At 72.6% G+C, this 16253-nt stretch carries 15 protein-coding genes and 1 pseudogene; 3 read left to right on the forward strand and 13 right to left on the reverse strand.

Annotation, left to right across the window (positions count from 1 at the left end):
• Positions 1-107: 107 nt before the first annotated feature.
• Complete coding sequence (locus ACE7GA_RS05475) at positions 108-1835, forward strand: cation:proton antiporter (protein ID WP_376096768.1); 1728 nt, start codon at positions 108-110, stop codon at positions 1833-1835.
• Positions 1832-2632 carry an alpha/beta hydrolase gene (locus ACE7GA_RS05480; RefSeq protein WP_376096771.1) on the forward strand — a complete coding sequence of 267 codons (801 nt, stop codon included), beginning with the start codon at positions 1832-1834 and terminating at the stop codon, positions 2630-2632. The genes ACE7GA_RS05475 and ACE7GA_RS05480 overlap by 4 nt, the downstream gene beginning before the upstream one ends.
• Before the next feature lie 168 nt (positions 2633-2800).
• Here the strand turns inward: ACE7GA_RS05480 and ACE7GA_RS05485 are convergent, their stop codons facing one another.
• The 12 genes and pseudogenes from ACE7GA_RS05485 to ACE7GA_RS05540 form a co-directional block, all read right to left on the reverse strand.
• Positions 2801-3172, reverse strand: a complete 372-nt coding sequence (locus ACE7GA_RS05485) for a gamma-butyrobetaine hydroxylase-like domain-containing protein (RefSeq protein WP_376096774.1) — start codon at positions 3170-3172, stop codon at positions 2801-2803.
• Positions 3165-3365 (reverse strand): Trm112 family protein, encoded by a 201-nt coding sequence (locus tag ACE7GA_RS05490; RefSeq protein ID WP_376096777.1) that lies wholly within the window; start codon positions 3363-3365, stop codon positions 3165-3167. Before ACE7GA_RS05490 ends, ACE7GA_RS05485 begins: the two co-directional genes overlap by 8 nt.
• A gap of 10 nt (positions 3366-3375) precedes the next feature.
• Positions 3376-4035, reverse strand: coding sequence for an LON peptidase substrate-binding domain-containing protein (locus tag ACE7GA_RS05495; RefSeq protein ID WP_376096780.1), 660 nt, complete (start codon positions 4033-4035; stop codon positions 3376-3378).
• 213 nt (positions 4036-4248) lie between these two features.
• Positions 4249-5187, reverse strand: coding sequence for a tetratricopeptide repeat protein (locus ACE7GA_RS05500; protein WP_376096783.1), 939 nt, complete (start codon positions 5185-5187; stop codon positions 4249-4251).
• A gap of 389 nt (positions 5188-5576) precedes the next feature.
• Positions 5577-6215: a transposase gene (locus ACE7GA_RS05505; protein WP_376096786.1), complete on the reverse strand. Its 639-nt coding sequence runs from the start codon at positions 6213-6215 to the stop codon at positions 5577-5579.
• Positions 6216-6265: 50 nt separating this feature from the next.
• The gene (locus ACE7GA_RS05510) at positions 6266-6586 is read right to left on the reverse strand and encodes a hypothetical protein (protein ID WP_376096788.1); all 321 of its coding nucleotides are present in this window, start codon (positions 6584-6586) and stop codon (positions 6266-6268) included.
• A gap of 47 nt (positions 6587-6633) precedes the next feature.
• Positions 6634-6933: pseudogene (locus ACE7GA_RS05515) on the reverse strand (DpnI domain-containing protein); the annotation flags it as partial.
• Positions 6930-7145: a hypothetical protein gene (locus ACE7GA_RS05520; RefSeq protein WP_376096791.1), complete on the reverse strand. Its 216-nt coding sequence runs from the start codon at positions 7143-7145 to the stop codon at positions 6930-6932. The pseudogene ACE7GA_RS05515 and the gene ACE7GA_RS05520, both read right to left, overlap by 4 nt.
• A gap of 1170 nt (positions 7146-8315) precedes the next feature.
• Positions 8316-9440 (reverse strand): UDP-glucose 4-epimerase GalE, encoded by a 1125-nt coding sequence (gene galE / locus ACE7GA_RS05525; RefSeq protein WP_376096794.1) that lies wholly within the window; start codon positions 9438-9440, stop codon positions 8316-8318.
• Between the two features lie 23 nt (positions 9441-9463).
• Entirely contained in the window at positions 9464-10747 is a 1284-nt protein-coding gene (locus ACE7GA_RS05530; protein ID WP_376096797.1) for a beta-glucosidase, read from the reverse strand.
• 4 nt (positions 10748-10751) lie between these two features.
• A complete protein-coding gene (gene glf, locus ACE7GA_RS05535) occupies positions 10752-11906 on the reverse strand; it encodes a UDP-galactopyranose mutase (RefSeq protein ID WP_376096800.1) in 1155 nt (384 codons plus the stop codon).
• A gap of 2 nt (positions 11907-11908) precedes the next feature.
• Positions 11909-13120: a glycosyltransferase gene (locus ACE7GA_RS05540; protein ID WP_376096803.1), complete on the reverse strand. Its 1212-nt coding sequence runs from the start codon at positions 13118-13120 to the stop codon at positions 11909-11911.
• Between the two features lie 462 nt (positions 13121-13582).
• On the opposite strand from ACE7GA_RS05540, the gene ACE7GA_RS05545 reads away from it, so the two are divergent.
• A complete protein-coding gene (locus tag ACE7GA_RS05545; protein WP_376096806.1) occupies positions 13583-15214 on the forward strand; it encodes a hypothetical protein in 1632 nt (543 codons plus the stop codon).
• 119 nt (positions 15215-15333) lie between these two features.
• On the opposite strand, the gene ACE7GA_RS05550 is transcribed toward ACE7GA_RS05545, so the two are convergent.
• Positions 15334-16212, reverse strand: a complete 879-nt coding sequence (locus tag ACE7GA_RS05550) for an SMP-30/gluconolactonase/LRE family protein (protein WP_376096809.1) — start codon at positions 16210-16212, stop codon at positions 15334-15336.
• Positions 16213-16253 lie beyond the last annotated feature (41 nt).

The following is a 16253-nucleotide window of genomic DNA, read 5'->3' on the forward strand; positions in this document are numbered from 1 at the left end:
AACACGTCGCCCCCGCGCCACACCGAAGCCGCCCACGCACGGCGACCCTGCCCACGCGTCCCGCCAACCCTGGCGCCGACCGTTCCGCCTTGCGACAAGGGCAGGACATGGATCACGCCCCGCCCTTCCTCGCGGGCCTCGTCGTCGGTCTCGCCCTCGCCTTCCTGCTGGGCCTGGCCGCCCGGGCCCTGCGCCTGCCGCCCCTCATCGGCTACCTCGTCGCGGGCGTCCTCGTCGGCCCGCACACGCCCGGCATCGCGGCAGACATGGGCTTCACCCAGACCCTCGCCGAGGTCGGCGTCGGCCTCCTCCTCTTCGGCGTCGGCCTGCATTTCCGCCCCCGCGACCTGCTCGCCGTACGTCACGTCGCCGTCCCCGGCGCCATCGCCCAGGTCGCGATCGGCATCCTGATCGGCGCCGGGCTCGGCGTGGCCGGCCTCGGCCTCGCCTTCGGCCCCGCCCTCGCCTTCGGCCTGGCCCTCGCTATCGCCTCCACCGCCGTCGCGACCCGCGCGCTGGAGGAACGCGGCCAGCTCGCCGGCGCCGCCGGCCGGATCGCCCTCGGCTGGCTCGTCGTGCAAGACCTGATCGTCGTCTTCGGCCTCGTCCTCCTCCCCGCCTTCTCGGGCGAGGGGGACGGCAACATCCTCGCCACCCTCGGCCTCGCCGCCGTGAAGCTCGTCGCCTTCGTGGCGCTGATGTTCATCGTGGGACGCCGCGTGCTGCCCTGGGCCCTCGCCCGCGTCGCCCGCAACGGCTCGCGCGAGCTCTTCACCCTCGCCGTTATCGTCGTGGCCCTCGGCGTGGCCTATGCCTCCGCAACCCTCTTCGGTGCTTCCTTCGCCCTCGGTGCCTTCTTCGCCGGCGTCGTGCTGGGCGAGAGCGACCTCGGCCACCAGGCTGCCGCCGAGGCGCTGCCGATCCAGCGCGTCTTCGCCGCCCTGTTCTTCGTCTCCGTCGGCATGCTCGTGGATCCAGCGGCGATGATCTCTTCGCCGCTGGTGTCGCTCGCCGCGCTCCTCGCCGTCCTTCTCGCGACGGGCGGCGCGACCTTCGCCCTTCTCCTCGTCCTCGGCGTGGCACCCGCCGTCGCGGCGACCGTTGCCGCGGCGCTCGCCCAGATCGGCGAGTTCTCCTTCGTCCTCATGGAACTCGCGATCGGCCAGGACCTGCTGCCTGACACGGTGCGCGGCCCGATCCTCCTCGGCAGTTTCGGCGCCATCCTCCTCACGCCGCTCTCCTTCCGCGGCTTCGCCTGGCTTGCCGCCCGCATCCGCCCGGCGCCCGTGCCAGCCTCGAAGGACGCGGCGCGCTTCAACGCCGCGTTGCCGCGGCTCGACGGCCACGCCATCCTCATTGGCTACGGCCGCGTCGGTGCCCTGATCGCCGCGGCGCTCCGCCGCCACCACCTGCCCTTCGTCGTGATCGAGGAGGACCGCCGCCGCGCCGAACTCGTCCGCGCACAGTCCATCCCCGTCCTCTGGGGCGATGCGTCGCGGGAGGAGGTGCTGCACGCCGCCGGCCCCGCCCATGCCCGCCTGCTGATCGTCGCCGTCCCCCGCGCCTGGGAAGCCCGCCGCGTCGTCGAGCTGGCCCGCCACGCCAACCCGGAGATCGAGGTCACGGTCCGTGCCCACGACGACGCCGAGGTGGACTGGCTGCTCGAGGAGGGCGGCGCCGGCATGGTCGTCATGGGCGAACGCGAGGTCGCGCTGGGCATCGCCGACTTCGCCATGCAGCGTATGGGCGTCGCGGCGAGCACCGCGCAGGCGACGGTGGACGTGCTGCGCCACCGCCGCGTGGCCGACGCCCTGACGGAGGGCCTGGGCGCATGACCGGACCGGACCGGCGGCTCCACGCGCCGCTCGACGGACGGGAGGCTGGCGGCCGCCCGGGCGCGCTGACCTTCCCTGTGCCGCCCGGCGCGTCGCCGGGATTGCGGGCGATCTACCTGCACGGCGCGGCATCCGGCCCCTGGGTCTGGGCCGACGGCTTCGCCGCGCGCATCGCTGCCGCGGGCTTCCCCGGCCTCGCCCTGCCGGTGCAAGGCCGGGACGACGGCCTGTCGGACTATGCCCGGGACCTCCGGGCCGCGCTGGAACGGCCTTCCGTGCTGATCGGCCACTCGCTCGGCGCCCTCGTCGCGCAACGGCTGCTGGACCACCCGATGGTCCGCGGCGCAGCCCTCCTGGCGCCCGTGCCGCCGGAGGGCCTGTTCCTCTCCAACGCGCGCCTCGCCCTCGCAGACCCCGCCCTCTGGGCCGAGGTCGCCCGGATGACCGAGGCGGGCGTGCCCTCGCCGCGGGTCGTGCGTGCCCTCTTCGGCCCGCGGATGGATCCGCGCGCCGCCGCCCGGCATGTCGCGCGCCTCTCACCGCAGTCCCGCGCCGCCCTGATCGAGGCGCAGGTGCCCCAGCCGGTCGTCCCTGGCTGGATCCACGGCCGCCGCGTCCTCGTGCTCGGCGCCGCGGAGGACCGGCTGATCCCGCCCGACGCGGTGCGCCGCTGCGCCGCCTGGCACGGCGCCGGCGCCGAGTTCCTGGAGGGCGCGGGCCACCTGATGATGCTCGACGTCGGCTGGCCCGCCACGGCGGAGCGGGTCGTGCGCTGGCTCGAGACCGTGCCGGGCTGAGCGAGCGGTGACGGTGGCCGGTTGCCGCCCCACGCTATCACCAGCCGCTGGAGGTCGAGGCGTCCCCGACCGTCGTGCGGGGGGATGGCACCGGGCGATGCTGGCAGATGTCGCGAAAGGGACCGTTCCGGCCGTGCCTTGCGCGGGGGTGGTGCTGGGGGCGCCCGGCTACCGCGCCGGGGGGTCACGCGAGAGGCCGCGGGTGGCGAGGGCGACTTCGTAGGCGGCCCAGCGTTCGGCGTGGTTCCGGGCGAGGTCGTGGAGGACGGGCCAGGAGTAGAGGCCGGTGTCGTGCAGGTCGTCGAAGGTCAGGCGGACCGCGTAGTTCCCGACGGGCTCGACGGAGAGGATGCCGACGTGGCGGCGGCCCGCGACGATCTGTTTCTGGTCCGGCGTGTGGCCCTGGACTTCGGCGGAGGGGCTTTCGACGCGGAGGTATTCGGCGGGGAGGCGGGCGCGGAAGCCGTCGGAGAAGGCGACGTCCAGCGCCTTCTCCGAGCGGAGGAGGCGGATCTCGGTCGGGACGACCGGGTCAGCCATCCAGGCGCCGGGCCTCGTCCGGGAGCATGATCGGGATGCCGTCGCGGATGGGGTAGGCCAGACCGGCGGATTCGCTGACGAGCTCCGCGGCGTCGCGGTCGTAGCGGAGCGGGCCCTTGGTGACGGGGCAGACGAGGATCTCGAGCAGGCGGGGGTCGATCCCGGCGCCGGGGGCGGGCGATTCGTCGGTCATCGGGGGCGTCTCAACTGGGGCGGGCGTCATGGCCGGGCGCGGCGAGGCTGTCTATCCGGAGGAGCGCTTCGAGCATCTCGGCACGGGCCTCGGTGTCCGGGGCTTCGAGGAGGGCCTGCTTCTCCAGCGCCTCGAAGGGACAGACCATCGAGAGGTTGGTGACGAGGGCGGCGGTGTCCATGCGTTCCACCGCCTCCCAGTTCGCGTCGATCTCCTTGGCGCGGAAATAGGCGCGGAGGGCGGCGAGGAGGTTGTCGCGGTTCACGCCGGAGTCCTCGGGATCGGCGAGGTCGGCGGCGAACTCGGCGTAGTCGGCGGCGACGTTGCGGTGGCCGCGGGTGAGGTCGAGTTCCTGCGCCACCGTGAAGCGGGCGACGCCGGTGAGGGTGATGAGGAAACGCCCGTCCTCCGTCTCGGCGAAGGAGGACAGGCGGCCGAGGCAGCCGACGCGGTAGAGGGCGGGGCCCTTGGCCGTGGCGCCGGCGGCGGCGTCGGGCTGGATCATGCCGAAGTGGCGGCCGTTGGACAGGGCGTCCTCCACGAGGGCGAGGTAGCGCGGCTCGAAGACGTTCAGCGGCAGGCGGCCGCCGGGGAGCAGCAGGGCGCCGGGGAGCGGGAAGATCCCGATCTCCCGAGGGAGGGCGTGCAGGGCGGGCGGATCGAAAGGCACGTCAGGCGCGGCCCTGCGCGGCGCCGCGCGCCGTGATCCGCGTGGTCCCGGCGCGTTCGGACGGGGAACCGGGCCGGGACAGGTCGCGCCCCGCGGCGGTGTTCCCGCGCGATCGCGACGTGAGGTTGGGCACGGTCCGGCCGGCCGCGGCGGGGACGGCCCGCCGTGGCCGGCGGGGGGCGCGGCCGTCACGGGCGGGGCGCGCGACGGCCGTCACGAGAAGAGCAGCGCGGAGAGTTTGCGGCGGGCGGCCTTCGTCGCGGGGTCGTCGAAGCCCCAGGCCTCGAAGAACTTGAGGAGCTGGGCGCGGGCCGCGCCCTCGTTCCAGGCGCGGTCGCGGCGGATGGATTCGAGGAGGGCGTCGGCGGCCTGTTCCCGTTCGTTGGCGGCGTTCAGGGCGGTGGCGAGGTCGATGCGGGCGGCGTGGTCGTTCGGGTCGGCGGCGATGCGGGACTGAAACTCGCCGAACTTGGCCTGGGCCTCGCGGCCGGCCGCCGCGAGTTCGAGGGCGGAGCGGACGGCGGCGATGTCGGCGTGGTCGCGCATCTTGGCGGGGACGGAGGCGAGGACCTGGCCAGCCTGTTCCTCCTCCCCGAGTTCCATCAGGGAGCGGGCGACGCCGGCGAAGGCGGCGGCGTTCTCGGGTTCCTGCTGCGCCAGCGCGCCGTAGAGCTCGAGGGCGCCCTGGTGGTCGCCTTCCTCGGCGGCGGCCTTCGCTTCGGCGAGGAGGTCGGCGGAGGGCATCTGACCGCCGGCCATCTTCAGCAGGGCCTCGACGAACTTCTTCACCTCTCCCTCGGGCAAGGCGCCCTGGAAGAGGTCGGCGATCTGGCCGCCGACGAAGCCCACGACCGTCGGGACGGACTGCAGCGGCAGGCCCATCTGGGCGAGCTGCTGGACGAGGGCGCGGTTCTTGTCGATGTCGATCTTGACGAGGCGCACGCGGCCGCCGGCGGCGCGGACGACCTTTTCCAGCGTGGGCGTCAGCTGCTTGCAGGGGCCGCACCAGGTCGCCCAGAAGTCCACGAGCACGGGCGTCTGCTGGGACGCCTGGACCACGTCCTGCATGAAGGTCTTCTGGTCGCCGTCCTTGATGATGTCGGCGGCGGGTGCGGCGCCGGCGGGGGCGTTGGGGTCGATCAGGGTGTCCATGACGGGTTCCGGAAGCCTGGGGCGCGTGTGACGCGGCGGTTCCGCCATAGATGCGCCGTCGGGGGCGGGAAGCAAGCCGGAAGGGCGGGCGGGGCGGGTCTGCGCCTTCCGGACAAAAGGAGCGGGGGTAGGGTGGCGGCGCGCGGGCGGCTTCGTGGGATTCGCGATGGTGCCCGCGGGGTGGACGCGGCGTTGCGGCACCCGGTCAGCGGTGGACGGGCGGGCGGCCGGCGCCGGTCGGCCTGCGCGGTGCGCGCCCGGGTACATGCCCGGCGCGGGCGGGATCGCCCGGAGCGCGGAGAGGCGCATGCGGGATGCGGACAGGCTCGCGCCGGGCGCGGACAGGCTCGCGCCGGGCGCGGACAGGCTCGCGCCGGGTTGTTGGAGGGTCACGGCCAGCACAGGCGGACGGAGCGGCGGATGCGGGACTGGCCGGCGGCCATGCGGTGCAGCGTCTTGAGGGTGCGGATCGTGTCGCGGGTGCGGGCGCGGAAGTCGGGCAAAGCCTCGGCCGGTCGGGGGCGCCAGTCGCGGGCGTAGGCGATGCCGAGGCGGCGGACGAGGGCGTCGTAGAAGGGGTTGGGGAGGAGCCAGGGCGGGGCGTTCAGCGCGGTCTCCAGCCCGAGGCGGCGGATGAGGAAGATCAGGCGCAGGCCGCCGAGGCGGGCTGCACGCCGTGCGGCGCGGCAGACGAAGTATTCGATGCGGCGCAGCGGGTGGTCCGGGCAGTCGGACAGGTCGGTCAGGGCTTCGAGCAGGCGATGCCAGAGGCCGTTATGGGTGGCGCGGCGGAAGAAGCGGGCGATCGTGTCCGGCTTGCCGGAGAAGCAGGAGACGTCGCGCCAGGGAACGTCGTGGCCGCGCACGGCGAGTTCGAAGATGGCGTCCATGCGGGCGCGGAGGTCGCCGACCTGACGGCCCTGGGGGCAACGGTTCCAGACGTAGGGCCAGAGGGCGAGCCACTCGTCGTCGGTGAGGGGCATCCAGGGGCGGCGGGGAGTGAGGCGGTGGGTGGGGGAGTGGAGCATGGGGCCTCCGCGGGTCGAACGCGGCGCTTAGCAGGAAAATATACTTTCTGTCAAGGTTTTCCTAACCGATGTGCCCTCGGCTCGCGCTCCGACAGGTTGCCCGTCGCGACGAGGCGTGAGAGGCGGTAGCGACCATTGCCGAGGAAGGTCAGCCAGCCCGCGTCCCGCAGAACCTGCAACTGCTGACGGATTTTCGGCCGAACGTTGCGGTTGTGAGGATGGCGGGCCTGGAGGTCCGGCACCGCCCCGTAGACCTCGGTGGGCGAGAACTCGGCGCGCGCGAGCCGTTCGACGCAGCGGAGAACGTCGATGGTCCAAGTGCGCGCGGTGAGGTCACCCGCACGCAGCGGCGCGGCGCGGCGCGGCGCCACGCGTCACGAACGTGGTTCACGGGCATGGCCGTGCCGTTCTCCACGACGCCGATCCGGACGGATGCCGGCACATCGGCCAAGCGGATGTTGCAGCCGACCCATCCTGCGCGGCGGGCCGTCCGCGCGAGCGGGCGGCGCTTGGCGATGATGTCGCGGGTGAAGAACGGCGCGGGGATTATGAAGAGGCTCCGCACGGACTCCGGTCCGTAGTGCATCATGGCTAGGTGCGGCGCCGCGCAAGCGACGCAGTACATGGATCGTTCGAACCAGTCCTCCGTCAGGACGCGCGCGACCTGCGTTCGGCTGGTGTAAACGGCCGAAAGCGTCGCATCGAAGGCGAAGTTCACGTCTCGCCTTCCGCTCCCGCGTCCTCCTCTTCCTCCGTCGCCTCAATCTCCTCCGGCGTGACGGCGCTCGTCCCGCAGGCGTTGCAGGAGAGGTTGTCGTCGACGGAGGCGAGCACCCAGGATTGGGTGTCCACGTCCCACGACGCGAAGGCGTCCCGCACCACGCGATCCACGCTGCCGCATTCCGGGCAGGCCCTGTTGATCAGGGGCATCGTTTCCTCGCTTCGGGATGCAGTCCGCCCATCTTCGACCAACGGACCCATGAATGGGAGGAGGTGTCCGATCGCCCGTGACGGCGAGCGCGGCGGGCCGCTCTGCGCCCGGGGCGTTCCGCCCGGACGCCAAGTGCCGTAACAACATCGAATCATGGAAGCCCGTCGCGCGCTCGCCCAGTTCGTCCGGGAACGGCCCTGGCTGTGGGACCTCATCCACCCGACCTATGACCGCCTGCGTCAGAAGGTGAAGGACGCCCGGATTCGTCGTGCCTTCGGGGCGCGGCTGCCGCCGGGGGAGGCGGCGGGGCAGGCGCTGCTGTCGGAGGCGATCGGGGCGGCGATCCGGGAGGGGCGGCCCTTCGCCGCGGGCAAGATCGGCGGGCTGGAGGCGGAGGGGGCGGGGTTCTTCCTCGGCCCGCGGCAGCGGGGGGAGGCGTATCCGCGGCTGCTGCGGGGGCAGTTGGGGCTGAATGTCGGGCTGTTCCCGGACACGGACGCGGCGCTGGACCGGTTCTGCCGGGAATTGGTGGACGCCGCGGGCGTGATGGATGTGATGGGGGTCATGGGCTACCCGGGGGAGCCGGACGTGCTGAACCGGCACGCGCCCTCGGCGCGGCTGATCCCGCTGGGCTCGCTCGATCCGTGGCTGTTTCCCGATCCCTGGACGCGGCACCTGGCGGGGAAGCGGGTCGTCGTGGTGTCACCGTTCGCGTCCACGATCGAGCGGCAGGTCCGGCGGCGGGCAGTGATCTGGCCGGGAACCGACGTGTTGCCGGAGTTCGACCTGCGTGTGGTGCGGATGCCGCTCTCGCCGGGGCTGGTGCCGCCGGCAGAGCCGGACTGGTGGACGCGGATGGCGCGCGTGCGGGATCAGGTGGAGAGCGCGCCCTACGACGTGCTGCTGGTCGGCGCCGGGGGATTTCGCTGCTGCTGGCGGCGCATGCGAAGCGCACGGGGCGCATCGGGTTCCACATGGGCGGGCCGACGCAGGTGCTGTTCGGCGTGCGCGGGCGGCGCTGGGACGACGATCCGGCGATGCGGGGCTTCATCAACGAGGCCTGGGTGCGCCCCGATCGCGAAGACACCCCGCCGGAGGCCTGGCGGATTGAGCGGGGTTGCTACTGGTGAGCGGTGTGGGGGAGGCGCGGGCCCTCCCCCATCGTCGGGTCAGTCCACGCCGTCGCGCATGAGGGGGCGGCTGGCGACGGTGCCGGGCCAGCCGCCGCCGTTGCGGAAGACTGTGGTCTCGGTGGCCTGCGCGGCCGGCCGGGCGGGCACGCGGGGCTTCGCAGACTTTTCCGCGCGGTCGGCGTAGCCGTTCGGGTGGCTGGTGTGCCAGCGCGCCGCGGTTTCGACGACGGTGTCGAGGTCGGAGTGGAGCGGCTTCCAGCCCGTCGCCTTGCGCAGCGCATTGTTGGACGCGACGAGGACGGCGGGGTCGCCGGCGCGGCGGGGGCCGATGCTGTGGGGGACGCGGCGGCCCGTGATGCGCTCGACGGCGGCCAGAACCTCGCGGACGGAGGCGCCGCGGCCCGTGCCGAGGTTGAAGCGGCAGGAACCGGCGTCATCGAGGTGGTCGAGGGCGAGGAGGTGCGCCTCGGCGAGGTCGGTGACGTGGACGTAATCGCGGATCGGGGTGCCGTCGGGGGTGGGGTAGTCGGTGCCGAAAAGGGTCAGGGGGGCGCCCTGGCCCAGCGCCGCGCGGATGGCGTTGGGGATGAGGTGGGTCTCGGGGTCGTGGTCTTCGCCGAACTTGCCGGAGGCGTCGGCGCCTGCGGCGTTGAAGTAGCGCAAGCAGGCGGACTTCAGGCCGTGGACCTTGTCGGCCCATTCGAGGGCGCGTTCGGCCATGCCCTTGCTCTCGCCATAGGCGGAGGTGGGGCCGTAGGGGGTGCGTTCGTGGATCGGGGCGTCCCCGGCCTCGCCGAAGAGGGCAGCGGTGGAGGAGAGGACGAAGCGCATGCAGCCGCCTTCCACCGCGGCCTCGGCGAGGCGGGCGGTGTTGGAGAGGTTCTCGGCGAGGTAGTGCATCGGCTTCTTCATGCTCTCCCCGACGAGGGAGAGGGCGGCGAAGTGCAGGACGCCGTCATAGGCGGGGCCGTCGAAGGCGCGGGCGAGGGTTGCGGGGTCGCCGATGTCGCCGCGGATCAGCGGCACGCCCTGGGGCAGGGCGGCGCGGTGGCCCTGGCGGAGGTTGTCGAGGACGACGACTTCGTCGCCGCGGCGGTGCAGGGCGAGGACGACGTGGCTGCCGACGTAGCCGGCGCCGCCGGTAACGAGATAGCGGGGCATGCTGTTGCTCTTATCCGGTTCGGTCAGGCGCGTTCGTTCACGGTGTCGCGTGCCGGTTCGGCCGCTTCGAGGCGTTCCGCCTCGGCACCGGCGGAGAGGCGGGCAGCCTCGGAGCGGTGCCAGGCCTCGGCGAAGGCGGGGCCGGCATCGGGTTCCTCGAGGACGGGTTCGCCGCGGTCGAAGGCGTCGAAGAGGGCGATCTGGCGGGCGAGTTCGCGGGCCAGCGGGGCGTCCACGGGGCGACGGCCGTTTATGATGTCCATCTCGAAGAGGCCGTTGGGGCAGTAGCGGTCGTTGTCCCAGCCGAGGTGGGAAAGGACGGGGTAGAGGCAGATGCCGCCGATCGGGATGCCCATGCGCATGGCGGCGCGGATCTCGTCGCCGACGTAGCGGAGCCAGGGGGCGCGGGGCGTTCCCTCGATGCTGGTTTCGGCCAGGATCATGGGCTTGTGGAAGCGGTTCCAGGCGTCGTGCAGGAGCTCGCGCAGGGGGCGGTGGCGCGGGTCGCCCATCAGGACGGTCTTGCCGGCGTCGCCTTCGCGTTCCCACTGGTTGTTCCAGTAGTAGTTGACGCCCATGACGTCGAAGCCGTCGGGGCCGCCGCCGAATTCGGGCCAGGCCTGGCCGAGCAGGCCGTGCCAGGCGTGCCACTGCGAGTCGTGGTAGGCGCGGGCGCTGTCGGTGTCCTCCGGATGCTTGGGGAGGACGTTGATGATCGGGTCCACCGAAAGGATCGTCGTGCCGGGGACCGCGGCGCGGGCGGCGCGCATGGCGGCGACGGAGGCCTGGACGAGGCGGCCCTTCAGTTCGCCGCCGCGGTGGCGGACGCCCGGGTTGAAGTAGGCGACCTCGCCCCCGGCCCAGGACCAGAAGGACATTTCGTTCACGGGGCAGATGGCCGGGGGCTGGCCTTCCTCCTCGGCCAGCAGGCGGACGAAGGCGTCGGCGTAGCGGGCGACGGCTTCGGCGAAGCCGTCCTCCATCGGGTTCACGTGCGCGGGGTGGCCGTAGTGGCAGAGGTCCCACGCGACGCGGACGCCGGCCTTCTTCGCGGCGCGGATGAGGGGGAGGACGGGGGACCAATCGTACTGGCCGGGGATGCGCTCGATCAGGTGCCATCGCGCGCCGTCGCGTGCGCCGCGGATGCCGTGGCGGGCGAGAGCGGCGTAGTCTTCCTCCGCCATCGTGTCGTGGCGGGTGGAGGCGATGAGGTCGAGCCGCTTCCCGTCGGGGCGCCGGTGCGTGGAGCACTCGAAGCCACCGAGGAAGAAGGTGGGGAAGGGGCGGAAGCGGTCCGGCGCGGGCATGGGATCAGTCACCCGTCGCGGCCAGGGAGCGCGGCGTGTCGTTCGCGGAGGTAGGCGGGACCGCGGCCTCGATGCGCTTGAAGGTGGCCAGCGCCTGGGCCACGACCTGGTCCATGTTGTAGTAGCGGTAGGTCGCGAGGCGGCCGACGAACCAGACGTCCGGCGTCGCGTCGGCGAGGGCCTCGTACTTCCTGTAGAGGTCCTGGTTCTCCGCGCGCGGCACGGGGTAGTACGGATCGCCCTCGGCGGAGGGGTATTCGTAGGTGACCGTGGTCTTCGGGTGCACCTGGCCCGTGAGGTACTTGTATTCGGAGATGCGGGTGTAGGGCACGTCCTCCAGCGGGTAGTTCACGGTGCCGCAGGGCTGGAACCACTCCTGCTCGAGCGTCCGGTGCTCGAACTTCAGGGAGCGGTACGGGAGCTTGCCGTGGCGGAAGCCGAAGAACTCGTCCACCGGACCGGACCAGACCATTCGGCGAAAGGACACCTTGTCCTTGATGTCGGCGTAGTCGGTGCTCGTCATCACCGTGATGTTGGGGTGGTCGAGCATGCGCCGGAACATCGCGGTGTAGCCGTCGAGCGGCATGAACTGGTGCGTGTCGGTGAAGTAGCGATCGTCGTTGTTCGCGCGCGTGGGGACGCGGGAGGTGACGGACTTGTCGAGCTCCGACGGGTCCAGGCCCCACTGCTTGCGGGTGTAGCCGCGGAAGAAGGTCTCGTAGAGCTGGCGCCCGACGCGGGACACCACGACGTCCTCGGAGGTCCGGATCTCAGCGACCGGTTCGGCGCGGGAGTTCAGGAAGGCCTCGGCGTCCTCGTCGGTGACGAGGGAGAGGTCGTACATGCGGTTCAGCGTCGTGCGGTTGATCGGCATCGGCACGAGCTTGCCGTCGGCGAGTTTCGCGAGGACGCGGTGCTCGTAGGCGCGCCACTTCGTGAAGCGCGACAGGTGCTGGAAGACCGCGTCGGAATTGGTGTGGAAGATGTGCGGGCCGTAGCGGTGCATCAGCACGCCCGCCGCATCCGGCTCGTCGTAGGCGTTGCCGCCGACGTGGTCGCGGCGGTCGATGACGAGGACACGCTCGCCGCGGACGGTGGCGATGCGCTCGGCGAGGGTCGAGCCGGCGAACCCGGCGCCGACGATGAGCCAATCATACATGGTCAGGACCCCGCGACGGCCGTGGAGGGAGCGGGGCCACGGTCGGCCCCCTGGACGACGCCCTGGATCAGCCGGTCCATCGACGACCAGATCGAATCCCAGGAGCATCTGGCGAGGCGCGCGTCCGCGGACTTCCACCAGGCGTCGCGCGGCCTGGACATGAAGGCCTCGGAGGCCGCGATCACCTCGTCGGCGTTGCGGGCGATGGCGACGTAGCCCTCGTCGCCCCAGTCGCGGACGACGTCGGTGATCGGCGTGCAGACGACGGGGACGCCGGCGGCGAGGTATTCCGGCGTCTTCGTGGGCGAGATGTAGCGGGTATGCTCGTTGATCGCGAAGGGCACGAAGCCGACGTCCCATCCCGAGAGGTAGGAGGGGAGCTCGCGCATCTTCTTGCCGCCGATCCAATGGATGTTCGAGCGGCGCGGGAGGGAGGCCAGGTCGATCTTCACAACCGGGCCGACCATGACGAACTGCCAGTCGGGACGGCGCTCGGCGACGGCGTCGAGGAGGGCGAGGTCCATCCGCTCATCCACGACGCCGAACCAGCCGAGGCGGGGGCGCGGGATCGCGGCCTGGTCGGCGGGATCGGCGGCCTCCGCGAGCGCGCGGGAGCGGGCGAAGTGCTTCACGTCCACGCCGGAGGTGAACTGGTAGACGGAGGGATGCAGGTCGCGCTTCGCCTCGTAGAGCGAGCGGCCGCCCGTGAAGACGAGGTCGGCCGCCTTCATCATCCGGCGCTCGAGGAAGGTCAGGCGCGGGGAGGCGCCGCGGAAGGCGGAGAGTTCGTCCATGCAGTCATAGACGGTGACCGCCGGGCGCAGGTGCGAGGCGAAGGCGTAGGCCATCGGCGTGTAGAACCACAGGACCTCGGGCTGGCGGCCGTCGAGCAGGCCGTCGAGCAGCGCGCGCTGGGCGTCCTCGGCCGCGACTTCGTCCAGCGTGTCGGGCAGCATCGGGATGACCACCTCGACGCCCTCTTCCGTCGTGCGGCACTCCAGGCGGGGCAGGTCGGGCGCGGCCGGCAGGCGCCACGGTTCCTCCACGAAGAGCACGCGGTGGGTGCGCGCGGCGCGGGAGAGGAGGTGCTGCGGACGCTGGAAGACGAAATCCCAGCGAAGGTGCGAGAGGCAGAGGAGGAGGGGCTGAGGGGAAATGGGAACGCTCCTTCGCTGTTGCCTGTGCAAAGTCTCAAGCCCGAGCCTTCGCTTCACGGCCTGCAGGTTGCAGGCGCGTCGGAACGACGGCGCGGACGGTGACGGCCGAACGGCCGTCTGTGGGTGACGTGTCAGTTGCGGGGCGGAGACCTGATCCGCGCCTGCGATGCGGAAACGCCGGATGCTGCGTTGCGATGCATCGTCATCGGACGAATACGTCGCCGGCTTCGCGGCGGAAGTCGGGGCGCAAGTCGGGGCGGGTGTACGGGCCTCCTGCACGATGCCTCGCCCCATGAGGGGCCGAGAAGGAGGTGCCAATAACCTGCGGCAGGATCGTGGCGCCTGCGACGCCGCGGAGGCGTGCACTGCAACACGTCCGCGTGAAGCACGCGGCCGCGAGTGCATCTGACATTGCGGTGAAGGCAGACTCACGATCGCGCGTGCTTGCGTGACGTCGTCGGAGGATGCACGACGCCGTCCGATGCCGGGCGACAACCGTAGGCCGAGCTGCGTCCGGCGATGCTGACGCATCGGGACGTATTCTCCACGTTGCGATCGCGCGCGACGGATAGGGGAGATGCTGGCACCGCGGCGCGGACGCGCCTCGACCTCGACCACGTGCTCGGGCATGCGGCGCCGGACCGCCTTACAATCCTCGTCGGCGCCGTGCTGCTGCTGCCGGCGGTGCTGTTCCTCTTCGGGTGGGCACGCGTCTGGGCGATGCCGGCGGGCGCCGCAGGCGTCGCAGCGCTCGCGTTGATGCCGGGGTGGCACGCGGCCTGGCCGTTACCGGCGCGCCGGACGGCGCTGTGCCTGTCGCTCGGGCTGGTCTGGGCCGGGGCGACGGGGGCGCATCACCTGCTCTACAGCACGGCGGACTGGCAGATCCGCGATGCGGTTCTGCATGACCTGTCCACCGGCCCCTGGCCGGTCGGCTACCGGCAGGCCGGGGACGGGACGGAATGGCTGCTGCGCGCGCCGCTCGGGTTCTTCCTACCGGCGGGGCTGGTGGGGCAGGTTGCCGGGTTGCCGGTCGCGCGCGCCGCGCTGACGGCCTGGGCGGGGCTGGGATTCGCGCTCGTGCTCATGCTGCTGGCGGTGCTGGCGCGGGACGTCGCGCCGGGCCGACCCCAACGTGGTCAGGGCGCCTTCGCGGTCTTCGCGGGGGTCTTCGTGCTGTTCGGCGGGATGGACCTGCTGCCGAACCTCTACCTCGACGCGCGCTTCGGTCCCGGGCTGTTCGGCGCCTGGGGGCGCGGCGGGGAATGGTGGGACCGCTTCTTCCAGTACACGGGGCACGTGACCGCGACGCTCTGGGCGCCGAACCACGCCTTGCCGGCCTGGCTGCTGGCCCTGCTGGTGCTCCGCCACGGGGCGCGCGCGGCGTTCCTGCGGGGCGTGGCGGTGCCGGTCGCGGGGGCGGTGTTCTGGAGCCCGATCGCGACGGCCGGGGCGGCGGTGCTGATCGTGCTGGCGGCGCTGCGGCAGGGGTGGCGCGGGATCGGCGGGGCGCTGGCGGCGCCGGCGAACTGGCTCGCGGTCGTCGTCGCCGTGCCGGTGGTGCTGTACCTGGTGGCCGGGTCGGCGGAGGTGCCACACGGCGTCCTGCCCATCGTGCATCCGCCGCTGGAGTCGCTCGGGCGGTGGCTGCTGCTCGTTCTCGTGGAGGTGCTGCCCTGGGCGGCCGCGGCGGCCATGCTGCTGCGGGGCTGGGTGCTGACCGGGGCGGCGGCGATGCTGCTGGTCCTGCCGGCCTACGTCTTCGGGCCGGGGAACGAGATGACCTCGCGCGGGGGCATGGCGCCACTCGCGGTTCTGGCGGTGGTCTCGGCGGCGGCGCTCCTCGCGCCGGCGGCGGGGCGGGCGCGGCGCGCCGCGCGGGTGGCGCTGCTGGGCTGCGTCGTGCTGGCGGCGGGCGGGGCGGCGATGGAGGGCAGCCTTCTCGTCACCAAGCCGGCCTGGCCGGCGAGCGACCGCTGCTCGCTGCCGGAGGCGGCGCATGATTCCGTCTTCGACGATTCGACGGACTGGGCGCATTACCTGATCCGGGGCGCCACGCCTGCGACGCTGGCCTGGATCCGGGATCCGGTGCGGCGGACCGTGCTGCCGGAAGGTCGGGCGCCGCGATGCTGGCCGGGCGGAGGGCCGTGACGCGGAGGGCGCGTCGGTCCTGACGCGATGCGGCTGGTGCGGTGCTGGTGAAGCCCGCCCCGGGGGCCACCCGCGCCACACCGGCGGAACGCAGGCCACGCGCCGCCCTGCCGGACCGGTCAGGGCAGCATCGCGGCGAGGATCGAGCCGGAATCGCTCTCCGTGATCATCAGGGTCCGCCCGTCGGCGGAGAGGCAGCAATTCGTCGGCATCCGCCCCCAGGGCGTGCAATCCAGCCGGAACAGCGCGATGCCGTGCGGGTCCACGCCCCAGACCAGGCCGTGGCCGGGATTGGCGATCCAGAGGCGGTCCGCCGCGTCCACCGCCATACCATCGGGGCCGGAGGTGCCGGCGGGGATGCGGTGGAACAGGTTGGCCTTGCCGACCACCGCATCGCGTCGCAGGACGAAGCGCCAGACCTCGCAGGACCGGGTCATCGCGACGTAGAGCGCCGTCGCGTCGCGGTTGAGCGCCAGGCCGTTCGGGCTGGGGCCGTTGGCGATCAGCCGGTCCAGCCGGCCGTCGGGGTGCAGGCGCCAGACGCGGCCCGACGGGTCGTGCAGGCCGGTCTGCCCCTGGTCGGTGAAGAGGATCGAGCCGTCGGGGTGGACGATGACGTCGTTCAGGCCCTTGAAGGACTCCGACAGCACGGTTTCCAGCACGGGGACCGGCGTTCCGGTCGCGGGGTCGAGGCGCAGCAGGCCGCGGCGGTAGTCGGCAATGACGAAGGCGCCGTCGGGCGCGAGGGCCATGCCATTCGGCCAGCCGCCGTATTCCGCGACGGTCGCCCAGTCCTCCACGCGGAGGACGCGCCCGTGTGGGATGTCCACGACGTGCAGGCGGCCCGCGGCGTCAAGGCAGGGGCCTTCGAGGAAGGAATGGATCGCCGCCCCGCCCCGGTTCGCATCGGCCCAGGCGGAACGCACGGGGCGGCGCAGCGCGTCGGGCAGAGCGGCGTGAAGGCGGACGGGGAGTTCGGTCGGGGGTGGCGGCCACATCCCGGCAAGCTGGCGCGCGCCGCGCCGGCGGGCAACGGGCG

It is taken from the genome of Roseomonas sp. CCTCC AB2023176 (genome assembly GCF_042259275.1).
GTDB lineage: Bacteria > Pseudomonadota > Alphaproteobacteria > Acetobacterales > Acetobacteraceae > Roseomonas.

Excerpts from the sequence above, each read along its gene's own strand:
- ACE7GA_RS05550 (WP_376096809.1), bottom strand. The coding sequence starts at position 16,212 with ATGTGGCCGCCACCCCCGACCGAACTCCCCGTCCGCCTTCACGCCGCT.
- ACE7GA_RS05545 (WP_376096806.1), top strand. The coding sequence starts at position 13,583 with ATGCTGACGCATCGGGACGTATTCTCCACGTTGCGATCGCGCGCGACG.
- galE (WP_376096794.1), bottom strand. The coding sequence starts at position 9,440 with ATGCCCCGCTATCTCGTTACCGGCGGCGCCGGCTACGTCGGCAGCCAC.
- ACE7GA_RS05500 (WP_376096783.1), bottom strand. The coding sequence starts at position 5,187 with ATGGACACCCTGATCGACCCCAACGCCCCCGCCGGCGCCGCACCCGCC.
- glf (WP_376096800.1), bottom strand. The coding sequence starts at position 11,906 with ATGTATGATTGGCTCATCGTCGGCGCCGGGTTCGCCGGCTCGACCCTC.
- ACE7GA_RS05530 (WP_376096797.1), bottom strand. The coding sequence starts at position 10,747 with ATGCCCGCGCCGGACCGCTTCCGCCCCTTCCCCACCTTCTTCCTCGGT.
- ACE7GA_RS05480 (WP_376096771.1), top strand. The coding sequence starts at position 1,832 with ATGACCGGACCGGACCGGCGGCTCCACGCGCCGCTCGACGGACGGGAG.
- ACE7GA_RS05505 (WP_376096786.1), bottom strand. The coding sequence starts at position 6,215 with ATGCTCCACTCCCCCACCCACCGCCTCACTCCCCGCCGCCCCTGGATG.
- ACE7GA_RS05520 (WP_376096791.1), bottom strand. The coding sequence starts at position 7,145 with ATGCCCCTGATCAACAGGGCCTGCCCGGAATGCGGCAGCGTGGATCGC.
- ACE7GA_RS05490 (WP_376096777.1), bottom strand. The coding sequence starts at position 3,365 with ATGACCGACGAATCGCCCGCCCCCGGCGCCGGGATCGACCCCCGCCTG.
- ACE7GA_RS05485 (WP_376096774.1), bottom strand. The coding sequence starts at position 3,172 with ATGGCTGACCCGGTCGTCCCGACCGAGATCCGCCTCCTCCGCTCGGAG.
- ACE7GA_RS05475 (WP_376096768.1), top strand. The coding sequence starts at position 108 with ATGGATCACGCCCCGCCCTTCCTCGCGGGCCTCGTCGTCGGTCTCGCC.